The sequence below is a fragment of the Streptomyces sp. NPDC001868 genome, from assembly GCF_040297125.1.
In the GTDB taxonomy this organism is placed as follows: Bacteria; Actinomycetota; Actinomycetes; order Streptomycetales; family Streptomycetaceae; genus Streptomyces.
The window spans coordinates 96232-114530 of record NZ_JBEOYO010000012.1 but is presented as its reverse complement, the minus strand read 5'-3'; the positions used below and the strand labels follow the sequence as shown (position 1 = coordinate 114530).

Genomic DNA, 18299 nt, shown 5'->3' with positions numbered 1-18299 from the left:
CCGGGAAGCGGAGGCTTCCGGGCGCCGGGCTCCACCCGTCTCAGGAGGGCGTGGACGTGGACTTGGTCGCGGGGGACGTCCGCTTCAGCAGCACGTATCCCTGGATGACACCCCGCAGTACGTACGTGTCGCGCGGGTGCAGCTGGCGGGCGAACCCGGGGACGTCCTTCACCCAGCCCGAGTTGTTGTTGAAGACGATGTAGTCGGGGGCGAGGCCCTTGGTCCGGCCGATCCAGAAGACGCGGCAGCGGGAGGTCAGCCGGGCGATCGGGCCGATGTTGGACTCGACGGTCGACCCGTCGGGGATGGTGCCGATCAGCTTCTCCACGGCCTTGACGCCGTCCGGCACCCGATAGGCGTCGGCCTTGGTCAGGTTGCCCAGCGGCAGCGCGGTCGTCAGGGCGAGCGAGGCCGCGAGGACGGCGGCGGGCAGGTGCAGCGCGTACGAGCGCAGCCAGGGGCGGGAGCTGTGGCGGGCGGCCGGGAGCACGTCGACGAGCGCGAGGGTGATGATCGGCATCAGGACGGCGCTGTAGTGCCAGGCCGTGCCCCAGTAGTTGTCGTCGGAGGAGACGAACCGCCAGCCCAGGGTGGGCAGGACGGCGATGAGCACGGGGGAGCGAAGGGCGAGCAGTCCGCTGGTCGGGATCAGCAGCCAGAGAACGGTGCGGATCTTGACGTCCAGGCCGTCGAGGGGGCCGGCGCCGCCGACCTTGGACAGGTAGTCGGAGGTGCCGGTGGTGTTGAAGGCGGGGATGATCATGGTGAAGGTGAGCAGTGTGGCGACCGCGCCGAACGCCGCGACCCCGAGGGCGTACGGCACCACAGGGGACGCGCCGTGCCGCCGGGCCCGGAGCGCGACGACGACCGCGATCATCGCCAGCGTCAGCCCCTGGTCCTCCTTGACCAGCACCAGCGGCAGCCCCCAGAGCAGCGCCGCCCGCCATCGCCGCCGGAGCAGCGCCTCCAGGGAGAACGCGATCAGCGGCACCGCGAAGCAGATCTCGTGGAAGTCGAAGTCCACGGCGTTCTGCAGCCCCCACGACAGCCCGTACGCCACCCCGAGCGCGAGCCCCCGGGCCCGCCCCAGCGCCCGGGTCGCCGCCCGGGTCACCGGCACCGCCGACAGCGCGAACAGCGCGGCCTGGATCACCAGCAGCGTCACGGGGGACGGAAACACCCGGTAGAACGGCGCGAGCAGCATGATGACCGGGCTGAAGTGATCCCCGAGCACGCTGTACCCCGGCCCCTTCAGCTCCACGATCGGCGCCTGGAAGTGCGCGTACGCCCGTATCGCCTGCTCGTAGATGCCCAGGTCGTACGACCGGGTCCCCATCCGCAGGTACCGCCCGACGGACACCGCCGCATACGCCACGAACAGCACGACGGCGAGCACATACGGCTCCCGGCCCACGAGGGAGAACCGCCGGTCACGGGGCGGTGGCGGAACCGAGGCCGCGACCGGCGCAGGTATGAGCGCGGGGGGCGGGGTGCTCGGGGGCATGGGTACTCGCGTTCGACGTGGGAAGGGCGTGACAGCTGATTCAAGAGACTAGGCGGCCGAGAAGAGCACGGGGCGCGGCCCCTGCTCTTCTTCCAGGGGCGCGGGGAACTGCGCGATCAACCACGACGCTCCCGCACGTACACACACAAAGGCGCAGGGGCCGGGGCTTGGGGGTCGAAGGGGCGCAGCCCCTGGAGGATGGGACGGGTAGGGGCGGCGGGGGCGTAAAAAGCCGTCCACACCCCCCACACCGCGCGTCGTACCCTGGACACCCCCGGCCGTTCACACGAGTCCGGGCGTTCGTGTTGCCCCAGCAGCTGACCCACAGCCCCACAGCCGAGCCCACCCGGACGGGAAAACGCCCCGAATGAGCCTCCACGGTCTGCTAGACGCCGTAGTCAAGGACGCCCCTCTCGCCGAAGCGATCAGGGCGGCATCCGAAGGCCACCGCACCCACATCGACCTGGTGGGTCCCCCGGCGGCCCGCCCCTTCGCGGTGGCCGCCCTCGCCCGGGACGCCGGCCGCCCCGTCCTCGCCGTCACGGCGACGGGCCGCGAGGCCGAGGACCTGGCGGCGGCCCTGCGCTCGCTGCTCCCCCCGGACGGCGTCGTGGAGTACCCGGCCTGGGAGACCCTGCCGCACGAGCGCCTCAGCCCGCGCAGCGACACCGTCGGCCGCCGTCTCGCCGTACTGCGCCGCCTGACCCACCCGCGCCCGGACGATCCGGAGACCGGCCCGGTCTCGGTGGTCGTCGCCCCCGTCCGCTCGGTCCTCCAGCCCCAGGTCAAGGGCCTCGGAGACCTGGAACCGGTCGCCCTGCGCACGGGCGGGACGGCCGACCTGAACCGTACGGTCGAGGCGCTGGCGGCAGCGGCGTACTCCCGTGTCGAACTGGTCGAGAAGCGCGGCGAGTTCGCCGTACGCGGCGGCATCCTGGACGTCTTCCCGCCGACCGAGGAGCACCCCCTGCGGGTGGAGTTCTGGGGCGACGACGTCGAGGAGATCCGGTACTTCAAGGTCGCCGACCAGCGCTCCCTGGAGGTCGCCGAGCACGGCCTGTGGGCGCCCCCCTGCCGCGAGCTGCTCCTCACCGACGACGTACGCGCCCGCGCGCGCGCCCTCGCCGAGCGCCACCCGGAGCTGGGCGAACTCCTCAACAAGATCGCCGAGGGTATCGCCGTCGAGGGGATGGAGTCCCTCGCCCCGGTCCTCGTCGACGACATGGAACTGCTGATCGACGTGATGCCGAAGGGCGCGATGACGGTCGTCTGCGACCCGGAGCGGGTGCGGACGCGGGCGGCGGACCTGGTGGCCACCTCGCAGGAGTTCCTGCACGCGTCCTGGGCGGCGACCGCCGGGGGCGGCGAGGCGCCCATCGACGTCGGCGCGGCCTCCCTGTGGTCCATCGCGGACGTCCGCGACCGGGCCCGTGAGCTGGACATGATGTGGTGGTCGGTGTCGCCGTTCGCGGCGGACGAGGAACTGGACGCCGACACCCTCAAGCTGGGCATGCACGCCCCCGAGACCTACCGCGGCGACACCGCCAAGGCGCTCGCCGACACCAAGGGCTGGCTCGCCGACGGCTGGCGCACGGTGTTCGTGACCGAGGCCCACGGCCCGGCCGCCCGCACGGTCGAGGTCCTCGGCGGGGAGGGCATCGCGGCCCGGCTGGAGGGCGAGCTGGGGCAGATCTCCCCGGCGGTCGTGCATGTGGCGTGCGGCTCGATCGACTACGGCTTCGTCGACCCCGCGCTCAAGCTCGCGGTCCTCACCGAGACCGACCTCACCGGCCAGAAGGCGGCCGGCAAGGACGGCGCCCGGATGCCCGCCCGCCGCCGCAAGACCATCGACCCGCTCACCCTGGAGCCGGGCGACTACATCGTCCACGAGCAGCACGGCGTCGGCCGCTACATCGAGATGGTCCAGCGGACCGTGCAGGGCGCGACCCGCGAGTACCTGGTCGTCGAGTACGCCCCCGCCAAGCGCGGCCAGCCCGGCGACCGCCTCTACATCCCCACCGACCAGCTGGAACAGATCACCAAGTACGTCGGTGGTGAGGCCCCGACCCTGCACCGTCTCGGCGGCGCCGACTGGACGAAGACGAAGGCGCGGGCGAAGAAGGCGGTCAAGGAGATCGCCGCCGACCTCATCAAGCTCTACAGCGCGCGGATGGCGGCCCCGGGCCACGCGTTCGGCGCGGACACGCCCTGGCAGCGGGAGCTGGAGGACGCCTTCCCGTACGCGGAGACGCCCGATCAGCTGACGACGATCGCCGAGGTCAAGGAGGACATGGAGAAGACGGTCCCGATGGACCGTCTGATCTGCGGCGACGTCGGCTACGGCAAGACGGAGATCGCGGTCCGGGCCGCCTTCAAGGCCGTCCAGGACGGCAAGCAGGTGGCCGTCCTGGTGCCCACGACCCTGCTGGTGCAGCAGCACTTCGGCACGTTCAGCGAGCGGTACTCGCAGTTCCCGGTGAACGTCCGGGCCCTGTCCCGCTTCCAGACCGACACCGAGGCCAAGGCCACGCTGGAGGGCCTGCGCGAGGGCGCCGTCGACATCGTCATCGGCACGCACCGCCTGTTCTCCTCCGAGACCAAGTTCAAGGACCTGGGGCTGGTCATCGTCGACGAGGAGCAGCGGTTCGGCGTCGAGCACAAGGAGCAGCTGAAGAAGCTGCGCGCGAACGTGGACGTGCTGACGATGTCGGCCACTCCGATCCCCCGCACCCTGGAGATGGCGGTCACGGGCATCCGGGAGATGTCGACGATCACGACACCCCCGGAGGAGCGCCACCCGGTGCTGACCTTCGTCGGCCCGTACGAGGAGAAGCAGATCGGCGCGGCGATCCGCCGCGAACTGCTGCGCGAGGGCCAGGTCTTCTACATCCACAACCGGGTGGAGTCCATCGACCGCGCGGCGGCCCGGCTGCGGGAGATCGTCCCGGAGGCGCGCATCGCGACCGCCCACGGCCAGATGTCCGAACAGGCCCTGGAACAGGTCGTCGTCGACTTCTGGGAGAAGAAGTTCGACGTCCTCGTCTCCACGACGATCGTGGAGTCGGGCATCGACATCTCGAACGCGAACACGCTGATCGTGGAGCGCGGTGACACCTTCGGCCTGTCGCAGCTGCACCAGCTGCGGGGGCGTGTCGGCCGGGGCCGGGAGCGGGGCTACTCGTACTTCCTGTACCCGCCGGAGAAGCCCCTGACGGAGACCGCCCACGAGCGGCTCGCCACCATCGCCCAGCACACGGAGATGGGCGCGGGCATGTACGTGGCGATGAAGGACCTGGAGATCCGGGGCGCGGGCAATCTGCTGGGCGGCGAACAGTCCGGGCACATCGCGGGCGTCGGCTTCGACCTGTACGTCCGGATGGTCGGCGAGGCGGTCGCGGACTACCGCCGCCAGCTGGAGACCGGGGAGATCGAGGAGGAGCCCCCGCTCGAAGTCAAGATCGAGCTGCCGGTCGACGCGCATGTCCCGCACGACTACGCGCCCGGCGAGCGGCTGCGTCTCCAGGCGTACCGCTCGATCGCCTCCATCAACAACGAGGCCGACGTCGCCGCCGTACGCGAGGAACTCGTCGACCGCTACGGCAAGTTGCCCGAGCCGGTGGAGAACCTGCTGCTGGTCGCCGGGCTGCGGATGCTCGCCCGGGCGTGCGGGGTGGGCGAGATCGTGCTCCAGGGCACCAACATCCGCTTCGCGCCGGTGGAGTTGCGGGAGTCGCAGGAGCTGCGCCTCAAGCGGCTGTACCCGGGGACGGTCATCAAGCCGGCCGCCCACCAGGTGCTGGTGCCCCGCCCGAAGACGGCGAAGGTGGGCGGGAAACCGCTGGTCGGCCGGGATCTGCTGGGCTGGACCGGGGAGTTCCTGGCTTCGATCCTGGGGTCGTAGTGGCGTAGCGGGCGTGGGTCGTCCTGGGTCAGGGGGATGGTGGCGCGGTCGGGAACAGCAGCTCCGTGGCCGTGCGAAAGACCTCTTCGGGGTCCTGGTCGCCCACGACCCCGGTGAGGTTGCCGCTGAGCAACAGCGTGGCGAAGCCGTGGGAGAGGGACCAGGCGGCGATGCCGGCCAGCCGGGGGTCGGCGCCGACGGGGTCGAGGGTCCCGGGGCGTGCGCCGGTGACGGCGGTGCGCAGTCGCTCGCGTGACAGGGCGCGGGCGGTGGTCAGTTCGAGGTCGTCCTCGCGGAGCAGTTCCGGTCGGAACATCACCTGGAAGTGCGCGGGGTGCTCGCGCGCGAAGCGGACGTAGCGCACGCCCGCGTCCCGCAGGTCCCCGGCCTCCGCGAGCGTGGCCGCCAGCAGTGTGTGTCCCTCCGCCGCGATGGCCGTGAGCAGGCCCGTGCGGTCCTTGAAGTGATGGGCCGGCGCGGCATGCGAGACCCCGGCGCGCCGGGCCAGATCCCGCAGGCTCAGCGCCGAGGGGCCGTCGGTGGCGATGGCGTCGAGCGCGGCGTGGAGGATCGCTCGGCGGAGGTCGCCGTGGTGGTAGGGGCGTTCGGGCTGCGTTGACTGTCCGGGCTGTTTGGGCTGCGCGGACGGTCCGGGCTGCGCGGGCTGTTTGGGTTGGTCGGCCGTGGTGTTGCGAGGCATGGGGCCCAGCGTAGGCCCCTCGGAGCGTTCAATCTAGTCGTTGACAAGTTCGGTGCGGTTCGGCAATCTAGTCAATGTCAAGTTCGGATCCGGTCTTCACCATGGCCGGGGAGTGGCAGGGGGATGCGTCATGTCCGAGAACGTCAACGGGAGCGGTACGGCGGCGCGAGGCGAGGCCGAACACCGCGAAGCCGAAGGCGGCCCCGTGGGCCTGGGCGAGGTGCGCCGTATGTGGCACCTGCTGGAGCCCTTGCACGCCGTCCTCTACTACGCGCCGGAGGCCTTCGAGGAGGCGGCCGCGCTGGGGTACGACGTGGCGGAGCGGTGGCCGAGCTACTTCCCGTTCCGGGCGGCGCCCTTGGGCGCGGTCGGAGTGGAGCGGACGGCCTCCGCCTTCTACAGCTTCAGCCCCCGTATGGTCGCGCGGAACATCGAACCGGCCTGGAAGGGGGCGACTCCGGACGCCGTGCTGGAGGCCAGGGACCGGGCGATGGACCGGGCCTGCCGTGCGCTGTTCGGTGACCGCGTGGACAGCGCCGAACTCGCCGAGGCCGCCGTCCTGGCCCGTCGTGCGGCGGGGTCCGCGAACACCGCGGGTCGCCCCCTCGCCGCGGCCAACGCCGAGCTGCCCTGGCCCGAGCCCGCCCACCTCCAACTCTGGCGGGCAGCCACGATCCTGCGCGAACACCGGGGTGACGGCCACCTCGTGGCCCTGCTGACCGCGGACCTCGACCCCGCCGAAAGCCTCGTCTCCTTCGCCGCGACAGGCGCCGCCTCGGTGGAGCGTTTCGCGAGCCGTGGCTGGAGCCCGGGGGAATGGGCCGCGGCCCGAGACCGCCTCACGGCACGCGGCCTGGTCCACCCGGACGGTACGGCCACGGAGACCGGCCGGACCCTGCGCCGACAGGTCGAGCTGCACACCGACCGGCTGGCCGCCGCCCCCTGGCAGTTTCTCGGCGCCACCGATACCGCCCGACTCGCCGATCTGCTGGGCGAGTTCTGGGTCGCCGTCATCGGCTCGGGCCTGCTGCCGTCGGAGACCACGTTGGGGATAGGCAAGGTGTGAACGGCCCCTGACGGGCCTGACGGGCCTGACGGGCCTGACGGGCCTGACGGACCGGGCCGGCTGACGGACCTCCGCCGCGTGCTCACCCCTCACCACCGGAGGTACGCCCGGCGTGCGCCCGCTGACCGTTGATGACAGTCGGATGCCGGTATGGCCGAACCCGGTGGCCGCTACGGTGTTGAGCAGGTCGGACGGGGAACCCCATGCGGGACCGCGTGAGAGCACGGACAGAGGAAAGGGGTGTCGCGTGGTGCGTCTGAGGGGTGGGGTCGCCGTCGCCGCTCTGGTTCTGGTCGCCGTGACCGGCTGCGAGCCGGCCACGGAGGGCTCGGCCGGACCGGTGGAGAACCCCGGCGGGGGCGGCGGTGCCGCGTTCGCCGCCGCGGAGGCGCTGACCGTCAAGGGGCGGGCGCCGAAGACCGATTACGACCGCGGGGAGTTCGGCAGCGCCTGGGCCGACACGGACTCCAACAGCTGCGACACCCGCGACGACATACTCAAACGCGACCTGGACGACGTGAAGTTCCGTTCCGACGACTGCACGGTGGTCTCCGGGCTGCTCGACCCGGACCCGTACACCGGTGAGGACGTGCCGTACGTCCGGGGCCGCAGCAAGGTCGACGTGGACCACATCGTGGCCCTCTCCGACGCCTGGCAGAAGGGCGCCCAGAAATGGGACGACAGCAAGCGCATAGCCCTGGCCAACGATCCGCTGAACCTGCTCGCGGTCGACTCCGGCACCAACCGCGGCAAGGGCGACGGTGACACGGCCACCTGGCTCCCGCCCAACAAGGCGTACCGCTGCACCTATGTGGCCGCCCAGGTCGCCGTGAAGACGAAGTACGGCCTCTGGGTGACCTCCGCCGAACAGGACGCCATGAAGCGTGTCCTGACCACCTGCCCCGAGCAGAAACTGCCCACGGGCGGCAACCCGACGAAGGCCCCGGCCCGCTTCCACGCGGACTGAGACCTTCGTGGGCTGAGACTCTCGCGGTGCCGCGGCGCGCAGGGGCCCGTCAGCCGAAGTCCTCGTCCAGGTCGATGACCTTGCCCTTGGGGGCCTGGGCCGGAACGGGCTTGTCGTAGTCGGTGAAGACGAGGTCGCCGGGCTCCTTGCCGGACTTGCTGACGACCCGCAGGAGGTACGGCTCGCCCTCGGTGGCGACGTACAGGGTGTAGCGGTCCTTGCCGTCCTTCTCGTCGAGGAGGATCGCGGGAGCGCCGTCGACCTCGGCGGTCTTGCCGCGTGTGGCGTCGGAGTTGACGTCCTCGAAGTCGGCGAGGACGGTGTCGAGGTCGCAGAAGCCCGCGATGTCCTTGGAGTCCTCGGCGGTCGCGGAGGTCTTGGCCCACTTGCCGGCGAGCATGTCGACCACCATGTCGGCCTCCTCCTTGGAGGAGTCCTTCGACTGGGCGCGCAGGAACGCCTCGTCGTACTTCATGTAGAGGGTGTCGCCGGCCTTGATCAGTTCGGCCTCGCCCTCGCCGTTCATGCTCAGCGTGCCGGCGCAGTCGCCCTTCTTGTTCATCGCCATGTCCAGCCGGACCTTGCCGCCGGCGGACTCGTCCTGGATCTCGCCCTTCATCCGGAGCGAGTCGGCGCCCGAGGTGGCCTTCACGGCCTTGTCGGCGATCTCACCGCCGGTCAGCCCGGCGAACGGGCCGTCGGCCTTGTCCTCGCCCGGCAGGCAGCCGGTGAGCGAGAAGGTGGCCGCGGCGGCGACACAGAGAGCGGCGAGTGCGGTACGACGCATGGGAGTTCCCCCCTGGGAATGGTGACAGCGCAACCGACGTGTGTGACCACCCGGATCGGGCGGTCCGTCGTTCGATGGGTCAATGACAGCAGAGGCTGTGAACCGAGTCAACACGGTTCACGGGTTCAAGTGTGTACACGGCGTGTATGGGTAGATCTTGCGTGCGTCGGTATGCTCGACGTCACACCACCAGCGGCGAGGGGAGCCGGGCGCGTGCAGGGGAACGGGACAGAGGTCACCGCGGCGGACATCGCGCGGCTCGCCGGGGTGGGTCGCGCCGCCGTCAGCAACTGGCGTCGCCGGCACGCCGACTTCCCCAAACCGGTCGGCGGCACCGAGACCAGCCCGGCCTTCGCGCTCAGCGAGGTCGAGGAGTGGCTGCGCGTTCAGGGCAAGCTCGCCGAGGTGCCCCTGAAGGAGCGTGTCTGGCAGCAGGTCACCGGCCACCCGGAGGGCCCCGTCACCGCCCTGGTGCACGCGGGCTGCGCCCTGCTCTACCTCCACGACCGGCCCCTGGCCTGGCTGGAGTTGAGCGCCTGCCCCGACGACGAACAGCTGGCCCGGATCCTGCCCGAACCGCTGTGGCACGTCCTCACCCCGCGCTTCGGCCTGGTCCGCGAGCCGGCCGTGCCGCATCCGACACCCGCCGAGTTCCTGCCCTCGATCCCGCTGCTGCGCGGCGCCACCGAACTCGCGGCCGACCTGGGCGCCCGGCAGACCTTCGAGTTCCTGCTCGCCCGGCACCTCGACGCCAACCCGCGCCAGTACACACTCACTCCGGGCGAACTCGCCGAGCTGATGGCCGAACTCGCCGGGCCCGCCCGCTCGGTGCTCGACCCCGCCTGCGGCACCGGCGCCCTCCTGCGCGCCGTCGCGGCCCGCCCCGGCCAGGAGCTGTACGGCCAGGACAGCGTCCGTGAACTGGCCGCCCTCACCGCGCTCCGCCTCGCCCTGCGCACCAAGAGCACCATCCGCACCGCCCCCGGGGACAGCCTCCGCGCGGACGCCCACGAGCACCTCAGGGCCGAGGCCGTCCTGTGCCACCCGCCGTTCAACGAGCGCAACTGGGGCCATGACGAACTCGCCTACGACCCGCGCTGGGAGTACGGCTTCCCGGCCCGTACGGAATCCGAACTCGCCTGGGTGCAGCACGCGCTGGCCCGCCTGGCGGACGGCGGCACCGCCGTCCTGCTGATGCCGCCGTCCGCCGCCAGCCGCCGCTCGGGGCGCCGTATCCGCGCCGACCTGCTGCGCCGGGGTGCCCTGCGCGCCGTGATCGCCCTGCCGGTCGGCGCGGCACCCCCGTACAACATCCCGCTGCACCTGTGGGTGCTGCGCCGGCCCGGCAAGGCGGCCGTGCCGCCCGAGTTGCTGCTCGTCGACACCGGGCGGCTCGGCGCGGAGGGGCGCGGCGGGTTCGACTGGGCGGCGGTGCGCACCGCCGTGCTCGACGCCTGGCGGCCCTTCGACCGGGCGGGCGAGGTGGCGGAGCGGCCGGGGCTCAGCCGTTCGGTGCCGGTCATCGAACTGCTCGACGACGACGTGGACCTGGCCCCCGCCCGGCATCTGCCGCCCCCGGCCGCGGGCGGCGGCGCCGAGGAGCTGACCGTCGTACGCGAACGCCTCGGCGAGACCCTCCGGCTGGCCGCCGACCTCACGCCCCCGCTCGCCGACGACGCGCGGCCCGCGCGCTGGCCGCTCACCACGGTCGGCGAACTCGCGCGCGGGGGAGCCCTGGTGCTGCGCACGGGCGGGCACGGCCCCCACGCGCGCGTGCTGACCGACCACGACGTCCTGGCCGGCACGGCACCCTCGGGAACCCTGCCGGAGAACGGCGAGGTCCCCGTGCTCGTGGAGCCCGGCGACATCGTCGTCCCCGTCCTCGGCGGCGGCGGGGTCGCACGGGTGATCGACGAGGAGACCGCGGGCGCCGCCCTGGGCCGCAACCTCACCCTGCTGCGCCCCGACGGGTCAGCGCTCGACGCCTGGTTCGTCGCCGGGTTCCTGCGCGGCACCGCCAACAGCCGCCAGGCCAGCAGCTACGCCTCCACCGCGTCCCGCCTCGACGTACGCCGCCTCCAACTGCCCCGGCTCCCGCTGGACCAGCAGCGCCGCTACGGCGACCGGTTCCGCGCCCTCGCCGCCTTCGAGGACACCCTCCGCCAGGCCGGCCGCCTCGGCGAACGCCTCGTGCGCGGCATGTACGACGGACTGACGGACGGCACGGTCGCCCCGGACTGAGCCCCCGCCAACTCCCCCTACGATCACCCCTACCGGACGGAACCGCTCCGCCTGCGGCGGCGTGACCTGCACTGCGGTACTACAACGGTTGTCCACAACCCTGGACCTCATGTCGTGGTCGACCGATACCCTCGGGACGACATCGCACATTCGCTCTCACCAGGCCCTCAGGAGCAGCCATGCAAGGCCACGGCTACGCGCCGACACCGCCCCCCGGCCCCGATCAGGGGGGCCAGGTCACACTCCGTGTGATCTTCGTGGTGGTCGCGGTCATGAGCTGTGGCCTGCTCGCCTGGGCCTGCCTGCTGCGGCTCGCCTCGGTGACCCGCAGGCCCCGCGACTGGTGGCTGTTCGCCCTGGCGCTGGTCCACATCGTCGTGACGCTGTACATCATCGGCAGCGACCCGGGCAAGGAGGAGTTCACCACCTGGCGCGGCGACGTCGGCATGGGGTTGCTCCTCGGCGGACTCGCGGCGATCGTCGCCTACTACCTGTACGCGGACATACGCCACTTCAACCGGTCGAGGCAGGCCCCGCCGTCGCCGTACGCACAGACCACGGCGTACTCGCGGCAGACCGGGTACAACCCCCAGCAGACCGGATACAGCTACCCGCCGGTCCAGGTCCCGCAGCCCTACACCCCCGCCCCGCCGGTCCAGCAGCCGCACGTGCAGCAGCCCCCGCCCCAGCCCCAGCCGGCGCCGGATCCGCAGCGCCCCGGGCCCGCCCGGATCGACCAGGTCCGTGCCGAGCTGGACGAGCTGAGTGACTATCTCCGCAAGCACGAAGGAGACCGGTGATCCAGGGGCAGGGCACCGGACGCGTGATCACCGGCCGCTACGAGCTGTCCACGCTCATCGGCCAGGGCGGCATGGGCCAGGTCTGGACGGCGTACGACCAGCGTCTCGACCGGCGCGTGGCGGTGAAGCTGCTGCGCCCGGACAAGGTCGCGGGCCAGGAGGCCGACGAGTTGCGCCGCCGCTTCGTGCGCGAGTGCCGCGTCACGGCCCAGGTCGACCACCCCGGCCTGGTCACGGTCCATGACGCGGGCAGCGAGGGCGAGGAGCTGTTCCTCGTCATGCAGTACGTCGACGGCGCCGACCTCGCCGACCACCTCGCCGAGCACGACCCGTACCCCTGGCAGTGGACCGTCTCGGTCGCCGCCCAGCTGTGCGCCGTGCTGTCCGCCGTGCACGCGGTGCCGATCATCCACCGCGACCTCAAGCCGCGGAACGTCATGGTCAAGCAGGACGGCACGGTCACCGTCCTCGACCTCGGCGTCGCCTCCGTGATGGACACCGACACCACCCGCCTCACCCACACCGGCTCGCCCATCGGCAGCCCCGCCTACATGGCCCCCGAACAGGCCATGGGCGGCGCGGTCGGCCCGTACACCGACCTGTACGCGCTGGGTGTGCTGATCCACGAACTGCTCAGCGGGAACGTCCCGTTCACCGGCTCCACGGCCCTCGGCGTCCTCCACCGCCACCTCTACGAGCCGCCGGTCCCCGTCCGCCGACTGCGCCCCGAGGTCCCCGAGAGCCTGGAGGCCCTGGTCCTGCGGCTGCTCTCCAAGGACCCGCAGCACCGCCCGTCCTCCGCGCAGGAGACGTACGAACAGCTCCTCCCGCTGCTCCCCGCGCGCGGGATGCCCACCGGCTCCCCGCTCGACCCCACACGCCCCTTCCTGCGCCCGCACGCCCCCTGGCCGGACCGCGCCCGCATACCCGCCCCGCAGCCGTCCGCCGCGCCCGACCCCGCGCCCGCCGCCGACAAGCCCGACGTCGCGGGCGCCGTGGACGAGGTCAAGCGACTCCTCGGCGAGGGCCGCATCACCCAGGCCGTCGACATCCTCGGCGCGATCCTCCCGGCCGCCGCCGCCCAGCACGGCGAGCACTCACCCGTCGTCCGCACCCTGCGCAAGCAGTACGCGGCCACGCTGATGGACGACGGCCAGTACCGCCGCGCCCTGCCCGAGCTGCGCCGCCTCGCCGACGAGCGCGCCACCGAGGCCGGCCAGGCCGACCCCCAGGCGCTGCGCTTCCGCTACGACTCCGCCCAGTGCCTCGAACAACTCGGCGAACCGGCCGCGGCCCTCGCCGAGTACCGCTCCCTGCTGCCGTACTACGAGAACCAGTACGTCGGCGGCGACCCCGAACTCTCCCTCGACGTCCGCCGCCGCATAGGCCATCTGCTCCTCGCCCTCGGCGACCGCGGCGCCGCCCACGAGACCCTGGGCCGTCTGCTGCTCGACGTGGAACGGCTGCGGGGGCCCGGCCATCCGCTGGCCGGCGAGGTCCGGCGCACCCTGCAGTGGCTGGGCCAGGTGCGCGGCTGATCGACACCGTTCAGCCACGCGCACACACACGACGATCGACTAATTCCAGGGGTGGGGTCACGCATGTCCGACAACAAGGCCGACGACCGGAAATCCGGCATAGCCGGTCACAAGTCCGGTCACCGGCGGTCCAGGAGGCGCAGATACGTCGCCTGGACCGCGGCCGGAGCCGCCGTCCTCGCCGGAGCCGGGCTCGCCGCGCAGAACTCCCTGGCCGCGCCCACGGCCTGGCCCGCCGCCAAGGTCTACACGGGCCGCGCCTTCGACACCTGCACGGCCCCGTCCCTGTCCGCGATGAAAGCCTGGAAGACCGGCTTCTACGGCGCGGCGGCGGTCTACATCGGCGGCAAGAACCGAGGCTGCAGGCAGCCGAACCTCACCGCCCCCTGGGTCAAGTCCGTGACCGGCCTCGGCTGGAAACTCGTCCCGCTCTACGTCGGTGCCCAGCCGCCGTGCCAGACCGGCTCCAGCCCCGAGGTGATCACCGCCTCGACCGCCGCCTCCCAGGGCGCGGCCGACGGAGCGGACGCCGTCGCCAAGGCCGCCGCGCTCGGCATGAAGGCGGGCAGCGCGCTCTACCTCGACGTGGAGGCGTACGACATCACGGACACGGCCTGCAACGACGCCGTCCTCACCTATGTCCGCGCCTGGCACAAGGCACTCGAAGCCAAGCGGTACCGCTCCGGTTTCTACGGCTTCAGCGGCTCCAGCGCGAAGGCCGTCGCCACCGCCACCGACCGCACGAACCTGCCGGGCAACCTCTGGTACGCCAAGTGGGACAAGGTGAACACGACGACCACCGACTGGCCGTTCGACCCGAAGCTGTACACCGGGCACCACCGCGCCCACCAGTACATGGTCAACAGCAAGGAGACCCGCGGCGGCCACACGATCACCGTGGACCGCAACGCGTGGGACGCCCCGGTGGCGATCGTGGGCTGAATCGGGCATCGGACGGCCGTCCGATGCCCGCCGCCCGGTGCCGCCCGGTGCCGCCCGGTGCCGGGCGGGGCCGGTGGTGGCACGCTCCCGGCGCGACGGTGCCCGAAGTCCGCGTGAATCGTTGGTCGAATGGCTGGCCGAGAGCAGGGCCACTGCCTACCATCGATCACCGCAAGACTTTGTGCACCGCCGCACAATCTCCTCGGGAGGCCCACTTGCACCGCCGCCGTCGCACCGCGCTCCTCCTCTCCGCCGCGATCACCGCCGCGGCCCCGCTCCTCACCGCCTGCGGAAGCGATGCGCATCCCGGCGCGGCGGCCGTCGTCGGCGACGACCGGATCACCGTCGCGCAACTGGAGAACCGGGTGAACGAGGTGCGCACCGCCCAGCGCGCCGCCAGCGCGGACCAGAGCCAGTACCAGCAGGCCGTCGCCCAGAGCAGCGCCCTCACCCGCAACACCCTGAACGGCATGGTCCTGGAGAAGGTCCTCGACCAGGCGCTGAAGGACGCGGGTGTGACCGTCACCCGCAAGGAAGTGCAGAAGTACCGTTCCGACCTGGAAGCGGAGGCCGGTGGCGCCGAGGCCCTGGAAACGGCCTATCTGCAGCGCTACAGCGTCGCCCCCGACCAGCTGGAGGAGAGCCTCCGCAGCGACGTCGAGGTCCAGAAACTCTCCACCGCCCTCGGCGCCGACCTGAACACCCAGGAGGGCGGCACGGTCTTCTGGAAGGCCCTCTCCGAGGCCTCCAAGAAACTCGACGTGGACCTCAACCCCCGCTACGGCAGCTGGGGCGTCGACCCGGCGTCCGGCCGCGTCGGCCTGCTGGAGGCCAAGACGCCGTGGCTGAAGGAGGTCACCGGGACGGGGACGCGGGAGACGGCGTAGCGGGCGAGCCCGTCCCCTCAGCCTGTGGATAACTTCGGGGGTCGTCCGTGACGTGGGTTACGTTCGTGGGGTGAACGCACACCGCCCCGACGGCACCTCCGCCACCACGGCCCCCGCCACCAAGGCTTCCGGGACCACGGCTCCCGAGACCACGGCCTCCGCCCCCGGTCCCGGCCGAGTCGTCCTGCTCACCACCAGCCACCGTGTCGCACCGGGCCTGCTGTCCTGGCCCGCCTGGCAGGCACTGCACGGGGCGGACCGCGTTCTCTGCGCGGACGAGGCACACCCCCAGCTCCCCTACCTCCGCGAGGCGGGCATAGAGGTGGAGCAGGCGGCCCCGACCGCCGAGGAACTGGTCGACGCCTGCGCCGACGGTCGCACGGTGGTCGTGGTGGCCACCGCCGAGGGCGAGCCCCGCCTCACCGACGGCCTCGCCCGCCTCGCCGGCTCCGGCCGCGTCCGGATGCCGTCCCTGGAACTCCTGCCCGCCTCGTACGACCTCCCCGGCGCCCGCCTCCTCGACCTCGTCCAGGTCATGGACCGGATCCGCGCCGAATGCCCCTGGTCCTCCCGGCAGACCCACCAGGGCCTCGCCAAGTACGGCATCGAGGAGGCGTACGAACTCGTCGAGGCCATCGAGGAGGGCGACCGCGACGAACTCCGCGAGGAACTGGGCGACGTCCTCCTCCAGGTCGTCTTCCACGCCCGCATCGCCGAGGACGACCCCGACACCCCCTTCTCCATCGACGACGTGGCCGCCGGCCTCATCACCAAGCTCATCCACCGCCACCCCCATGTCTTCGGCGACGCCACGGCCACGACCCCGGAGGACGTCAAGGCGCACTGGCTCCGCACCAAAGCCATAGAGAAGCAGCGCGACTCAGTGACGGACGGCATCCCCCTGGGCCAGCCCGGCCTAGCCCTCGCCGCCAAACTCTCCTCCCGCGTACGCACCGCCGGCCTCGACGTCCCGATACCCCCCACCGGCCACATCGGCTACGAACTCCTCACCCTCGCCGCCCAAGCCGACTCCGAGGGCATCGACCCGGAGACGGCCCTACGAGCGGCGGCCCGCGCCTACCGGGACGCGATCCGGGCCGCGGAAGGAGTGGACACCGTGAAGCAGGAGCAGACGGACGAGGACCCGGAGGAGGACAGCGCCGAGTAGGTGGGGACGGAGGGGAGGGGAGCAGGAGTAGGGAGAGGCAGGGGGTGCCCTATGGGTGCCTGGGACGACGACGGTTTGTTCGTCCAGTGCGGTGAGGATGTCCTCGACGAGCACGGCCGGGTGTGGGCCGCGCGGGCCCAGGACCCGCTCCAGCGACGGGTGGACCTGGGTGAGCAGGCCCCGCAGGCAGTTGCTGATGCGGGTTGCTTCACCGGCCGGGTCGTGGCTTCGCCGGGATAGAGGTCGGCGAGGGGAGAGCCCAGAGGGACACTGAGGGAGGCCCCCGACACAGGGAGAGGCCCCCCGAAACGCCGGATACCGTCGGTGAGTGACCAACCAGCCCGCATCCACTCCCGCGTCCAGCCCCGCAACCCCCGCCGCCGCCCCCCTGGGCACCGGCGCGCCCGAGCTCTTCACCTGGGAGTTCGCCACCGACCCCTACCCGGCGTACGCCTGGCTTCGCGACCATGCCCCCGTCCACAGGACACGTCTTCCCAGTGGGGTGGAGGCCTGGCTGGTCACCAGGTACGGGGACGCGAAGCAGGCGCTCGCCGACGGGCGTCTCTCCAAGAACCCGGCGCATCACGACGAGCCCGCGCACGCCAAGGGGAAGACGGGTATCCCCGGTGAGCGCAAGGCCGAGTTGATGACGCATCTGCTGAACATCGATCCGCCGGATCACACGCGTCTGCGCCGTCTCGTCTCGAAGGCGTTCACACCCCGCCGGGTCGCCGAGTTCGCCCCCCGGGTCCAGGAGCTGACCGATCAGCTCATCGACCGGTTCGTGGACAAGGGCGAGGCCGACCTCATCCACGAGTTCGCCTTCCCCCTCCCCATCTACGCCATCTGCGACCTGCTCGGCGTCCCCCGGGAGGACCAGGACGACTTCCGGGACTGGGCGGGGATGATGATCCGCCACGGCGGCGGGCCGAGGGGTGGGGTCGCCCGGTCGGTGAAGAAGATGCGCGGCTATCTCGCCGAGCTCATCCACCGCAAGCGGGAAGGCCTCACCGACCACCCCGCCCCCGGCGAGGACCTCATCTCCGCACTCATCCGGGCCTCCGACCACGGTGAGCACCTCACCGAGAACGAGGCCGCGGCGATGGCGTTCATCCTGCTGTTCGCCGGGTTCGAGACGACCGTCAACCTCATCGGGAACGGCACGTACGCCCTCCTCACCCATCCCGACCAGCGAGCCCGCCTCCAGGTCTCCCTCGCCGCCCAGGAGACCGCGCTGCTCGAAACCGGCGTCGAGGAACTGCTCCGCTACGACGGCCCCGTCGAACTCGCCACCTGGCGCTTCGCGACCCAGCCCCTCACCCTCGGCGGGCAGGACATCGCCCCCGGCGACCCCGTCCTCGTCGTCCTCGCGGCGGCCGACCGCGACCCGGCCCGCTTCGACGACCCCGACCGCCTCGACCTCTCCCGCCGTGACAACCAGCACCTCGGCTACGGCCACGGCATCCACTACTGCCTCGGTGCGCCCCTCGCCCGTCTGGAGGGGCAGACGGCGTTGGCCACCCTTCTCACCCGCCTGCCGGATCTCCGACTCGCGGTGGATCCGACCGACCTGAGGTGGCGCGGCGGGCTCATCATGCGCGGACTGCGCACATTGCCAGTGGAGTTCACCTGATTCGGGATCAGGAGGGCTGGCCAGAAGAAGCAGGGAAAACGAACGATTGTCCTGAGGTTCGCCCGTCATGGTGATCGTGAGTCGAGTGGCGGCCGTATGTGCGGCTGTCGCACTACGGTCCGATGTCATGAAGCTGGTGGTGCAGGTGAAGCTGCTGCCGACGCC

The 18299-nt window shown here is 71.8% G+C and carries 13 protein-coding genes and 1 pseudogene; 10 read left to right on the top strand and 4 right to left on the bottom strand.

The window, feature by feature from the left end; translation table 11 throughout:
* Positions 1-40: 40 nt before the first annotated feature.
* A complete protein-coding gene (locus ABT147_RS16875) occupies positions 41-1504 on the bottom strand; it encodes a DUF2079 domain-containing protein (RefSeq protein WP_351406545.1) in 1464 nt (487 codons plus the stop codon).
* A 367-nt stretch (positions 1505-1871) separates the two neighbouring features.
* Between ABT147_RS16875 and mfd the strand changes: the two genes are divergently transcribed.
* A complete protein-coding gene (mfd, locus tag ABT147_RS16870; RefSeq protein ID WP_351406542.1) occupies positions 1872-5405 on the top strand; it encodes a transcription-repair coupling factor in 3534 nt (1177 codons plus the stop codon).
* A gap of 28 nt (positions 5406-5433) precedes the next feature.
* Here mfd and ABT147_RS16865 read toward each other — a convergent pair whose 3' ends face one another.
* A complete protein-coding gene (locus ABT147_RS16865) occupies positions 5434-6105 on the bottom strand; it encodes a TetR/AcrR family transcriptional regulator (protein WP_351406540.1) in 672 nt (223 codons plus the stop codon).
* Positions 6106-6334: 229 nt separating this feature from the next.
* Here ABT147_RS16865 and ABT147_RS16860 point away from each other — a divergent pair, with 229 nt between their 5' ends.
* Positions 6335-7171, top strand: coding sequence for an SCO6745 family protein (locus tag ABT147_RS16860; protein ID WP_502983098.1), 837 nt, complete (start codon positions 6335-6337; stop codon positions 7169-7171).
* Between the two features lie 247 nt (positions 7172-7418).
* Positions 7419-8138, top strand: a complete 720-nt coding sequence (locus tag ABT147_RS16855; RefSeq protein WP_351406535.1) for an HNH endonuclease family protein — start codon at positions 7419-7421, stop codon at positions 8136-8138.
* 49 nt (positions 8139-8187) lie between these two features.
* Here ABT147_RS16855 and ABT147_RS16850 read toward each other — a convergent pair whose 3' ends face one another.
* Positions 8188-8925, bottom strand: a complete 738-nt coding sequence (locus ABT147_RS16850; protein ID WP_351406533.1) for a hypothetical protein — start codon at positions 8923-8925, stop codon at positions 8188-8190.
* Between the two features lie 213 nt (positions 8926-9138).
* Between ABT147_RS16850 and ABT147_RS16845 the strand changes: the two genes are divergently transcribed.
* The 6 genes from ABT147_RS16845 to ABT147_RS16820 all read left to right on the top strand — a co-directional run bounded on the left by ABT147_RS16845 (position 9139) and on the right by ABT147_RS16820 (position 16501).
* Entirely contained in the window at positions 9139-11166 is a 2028-nt protein-coding gene (locus tag ABT147_RS16845; protein ID WP_351406531.1) for an N-6 DNA methylase, read from the top strand.
* A gap of 179 nt (positions 11167-11345) precedes the next feature.
* On the top strand, positions 11346-11966 hold the full coding sequence (locus ABT147_RS16840) for a hypothetical protein (RefSeq protein WP_351406528.1): 621 nt from the start codon (positions 11346-11348) through the stop codon (positions 11964-11966).
* A 44-nt stretch (positions 11967-12010) separates the two neighbouring features.
* Positions 12011-13504, top strand: a complete 1494-nt coding sequence (locus ABT147_RS16835; RefSeq protein WP_351406741.1) for a serine/threonine-protein kinase — start codon at positions 12011-12013, stop codon at positions 13502-13504.
* Positions 13505-13567: 63 nt separating this feature from the next.
* Positions 13568-14446, top strand: a complete 879-nt coding sequence (locus ABT147_RS16830) for a glycoside hydrolase domain-containing protein (RefSeq protein WP_351406526.1) — start codon at positions 13568-13570, stop codon at positions 14444-14446.
* Between the two features lie 215 nt (positions 14447-14661).
* Entirely contained in the window at positions 14662-15333 is a 672-nt protein-coding gene (locus ABT147_RS16825; RefSeq protein WP_351406524.1) for a SurA N-terminal domain-containing protein, read from the top strand.
* Between the two features lie 70 nt (positions 15334-15403).
* Positions 15404-16501 carry a nucleoside triphosphate pyrophosphohydrolase gene (locus ABT147_RS16820; protein ID WP_351406521.1) on the top strand — a complete coding sequence of 366 codons (1098 nt, stop codon included), beginning with the start codon at positions 15404-15406 and terminating at the stop codon, positions 16499-16501.
* Between the two features lie 54 nt (positions 16502-16555).
* On the opposite strand, the pseudogene ABT147_RS16815 reads toward ABT147_RS16820, so the two are convergent.
* Positions 16556-16723 (bottom strand): annotated as a pseudogene (locus ABT147_RS16815) (IS110 family transposase); the annotation flags it as partial.
* A gap of 106 nt (positions 16724-16829) precedes the next feature.
* On the opposite strand from ABT147_RS16815, the gene ABT147_RS16810 reads away from it, so the two are divergent.
* On the top strand, positions 16830-18134 hold the full coding sequence (locus tag ABT147_RS16810; protein ID WP_351406519.1) for a cytochrome P450 family protein: 1305 nt from the start codon (positions 16830-16832) through the stop codon (positions 18132-18134).
* The last annotated feature ends 165 nt before the right edge of the window (positions 18135-18299 follow it).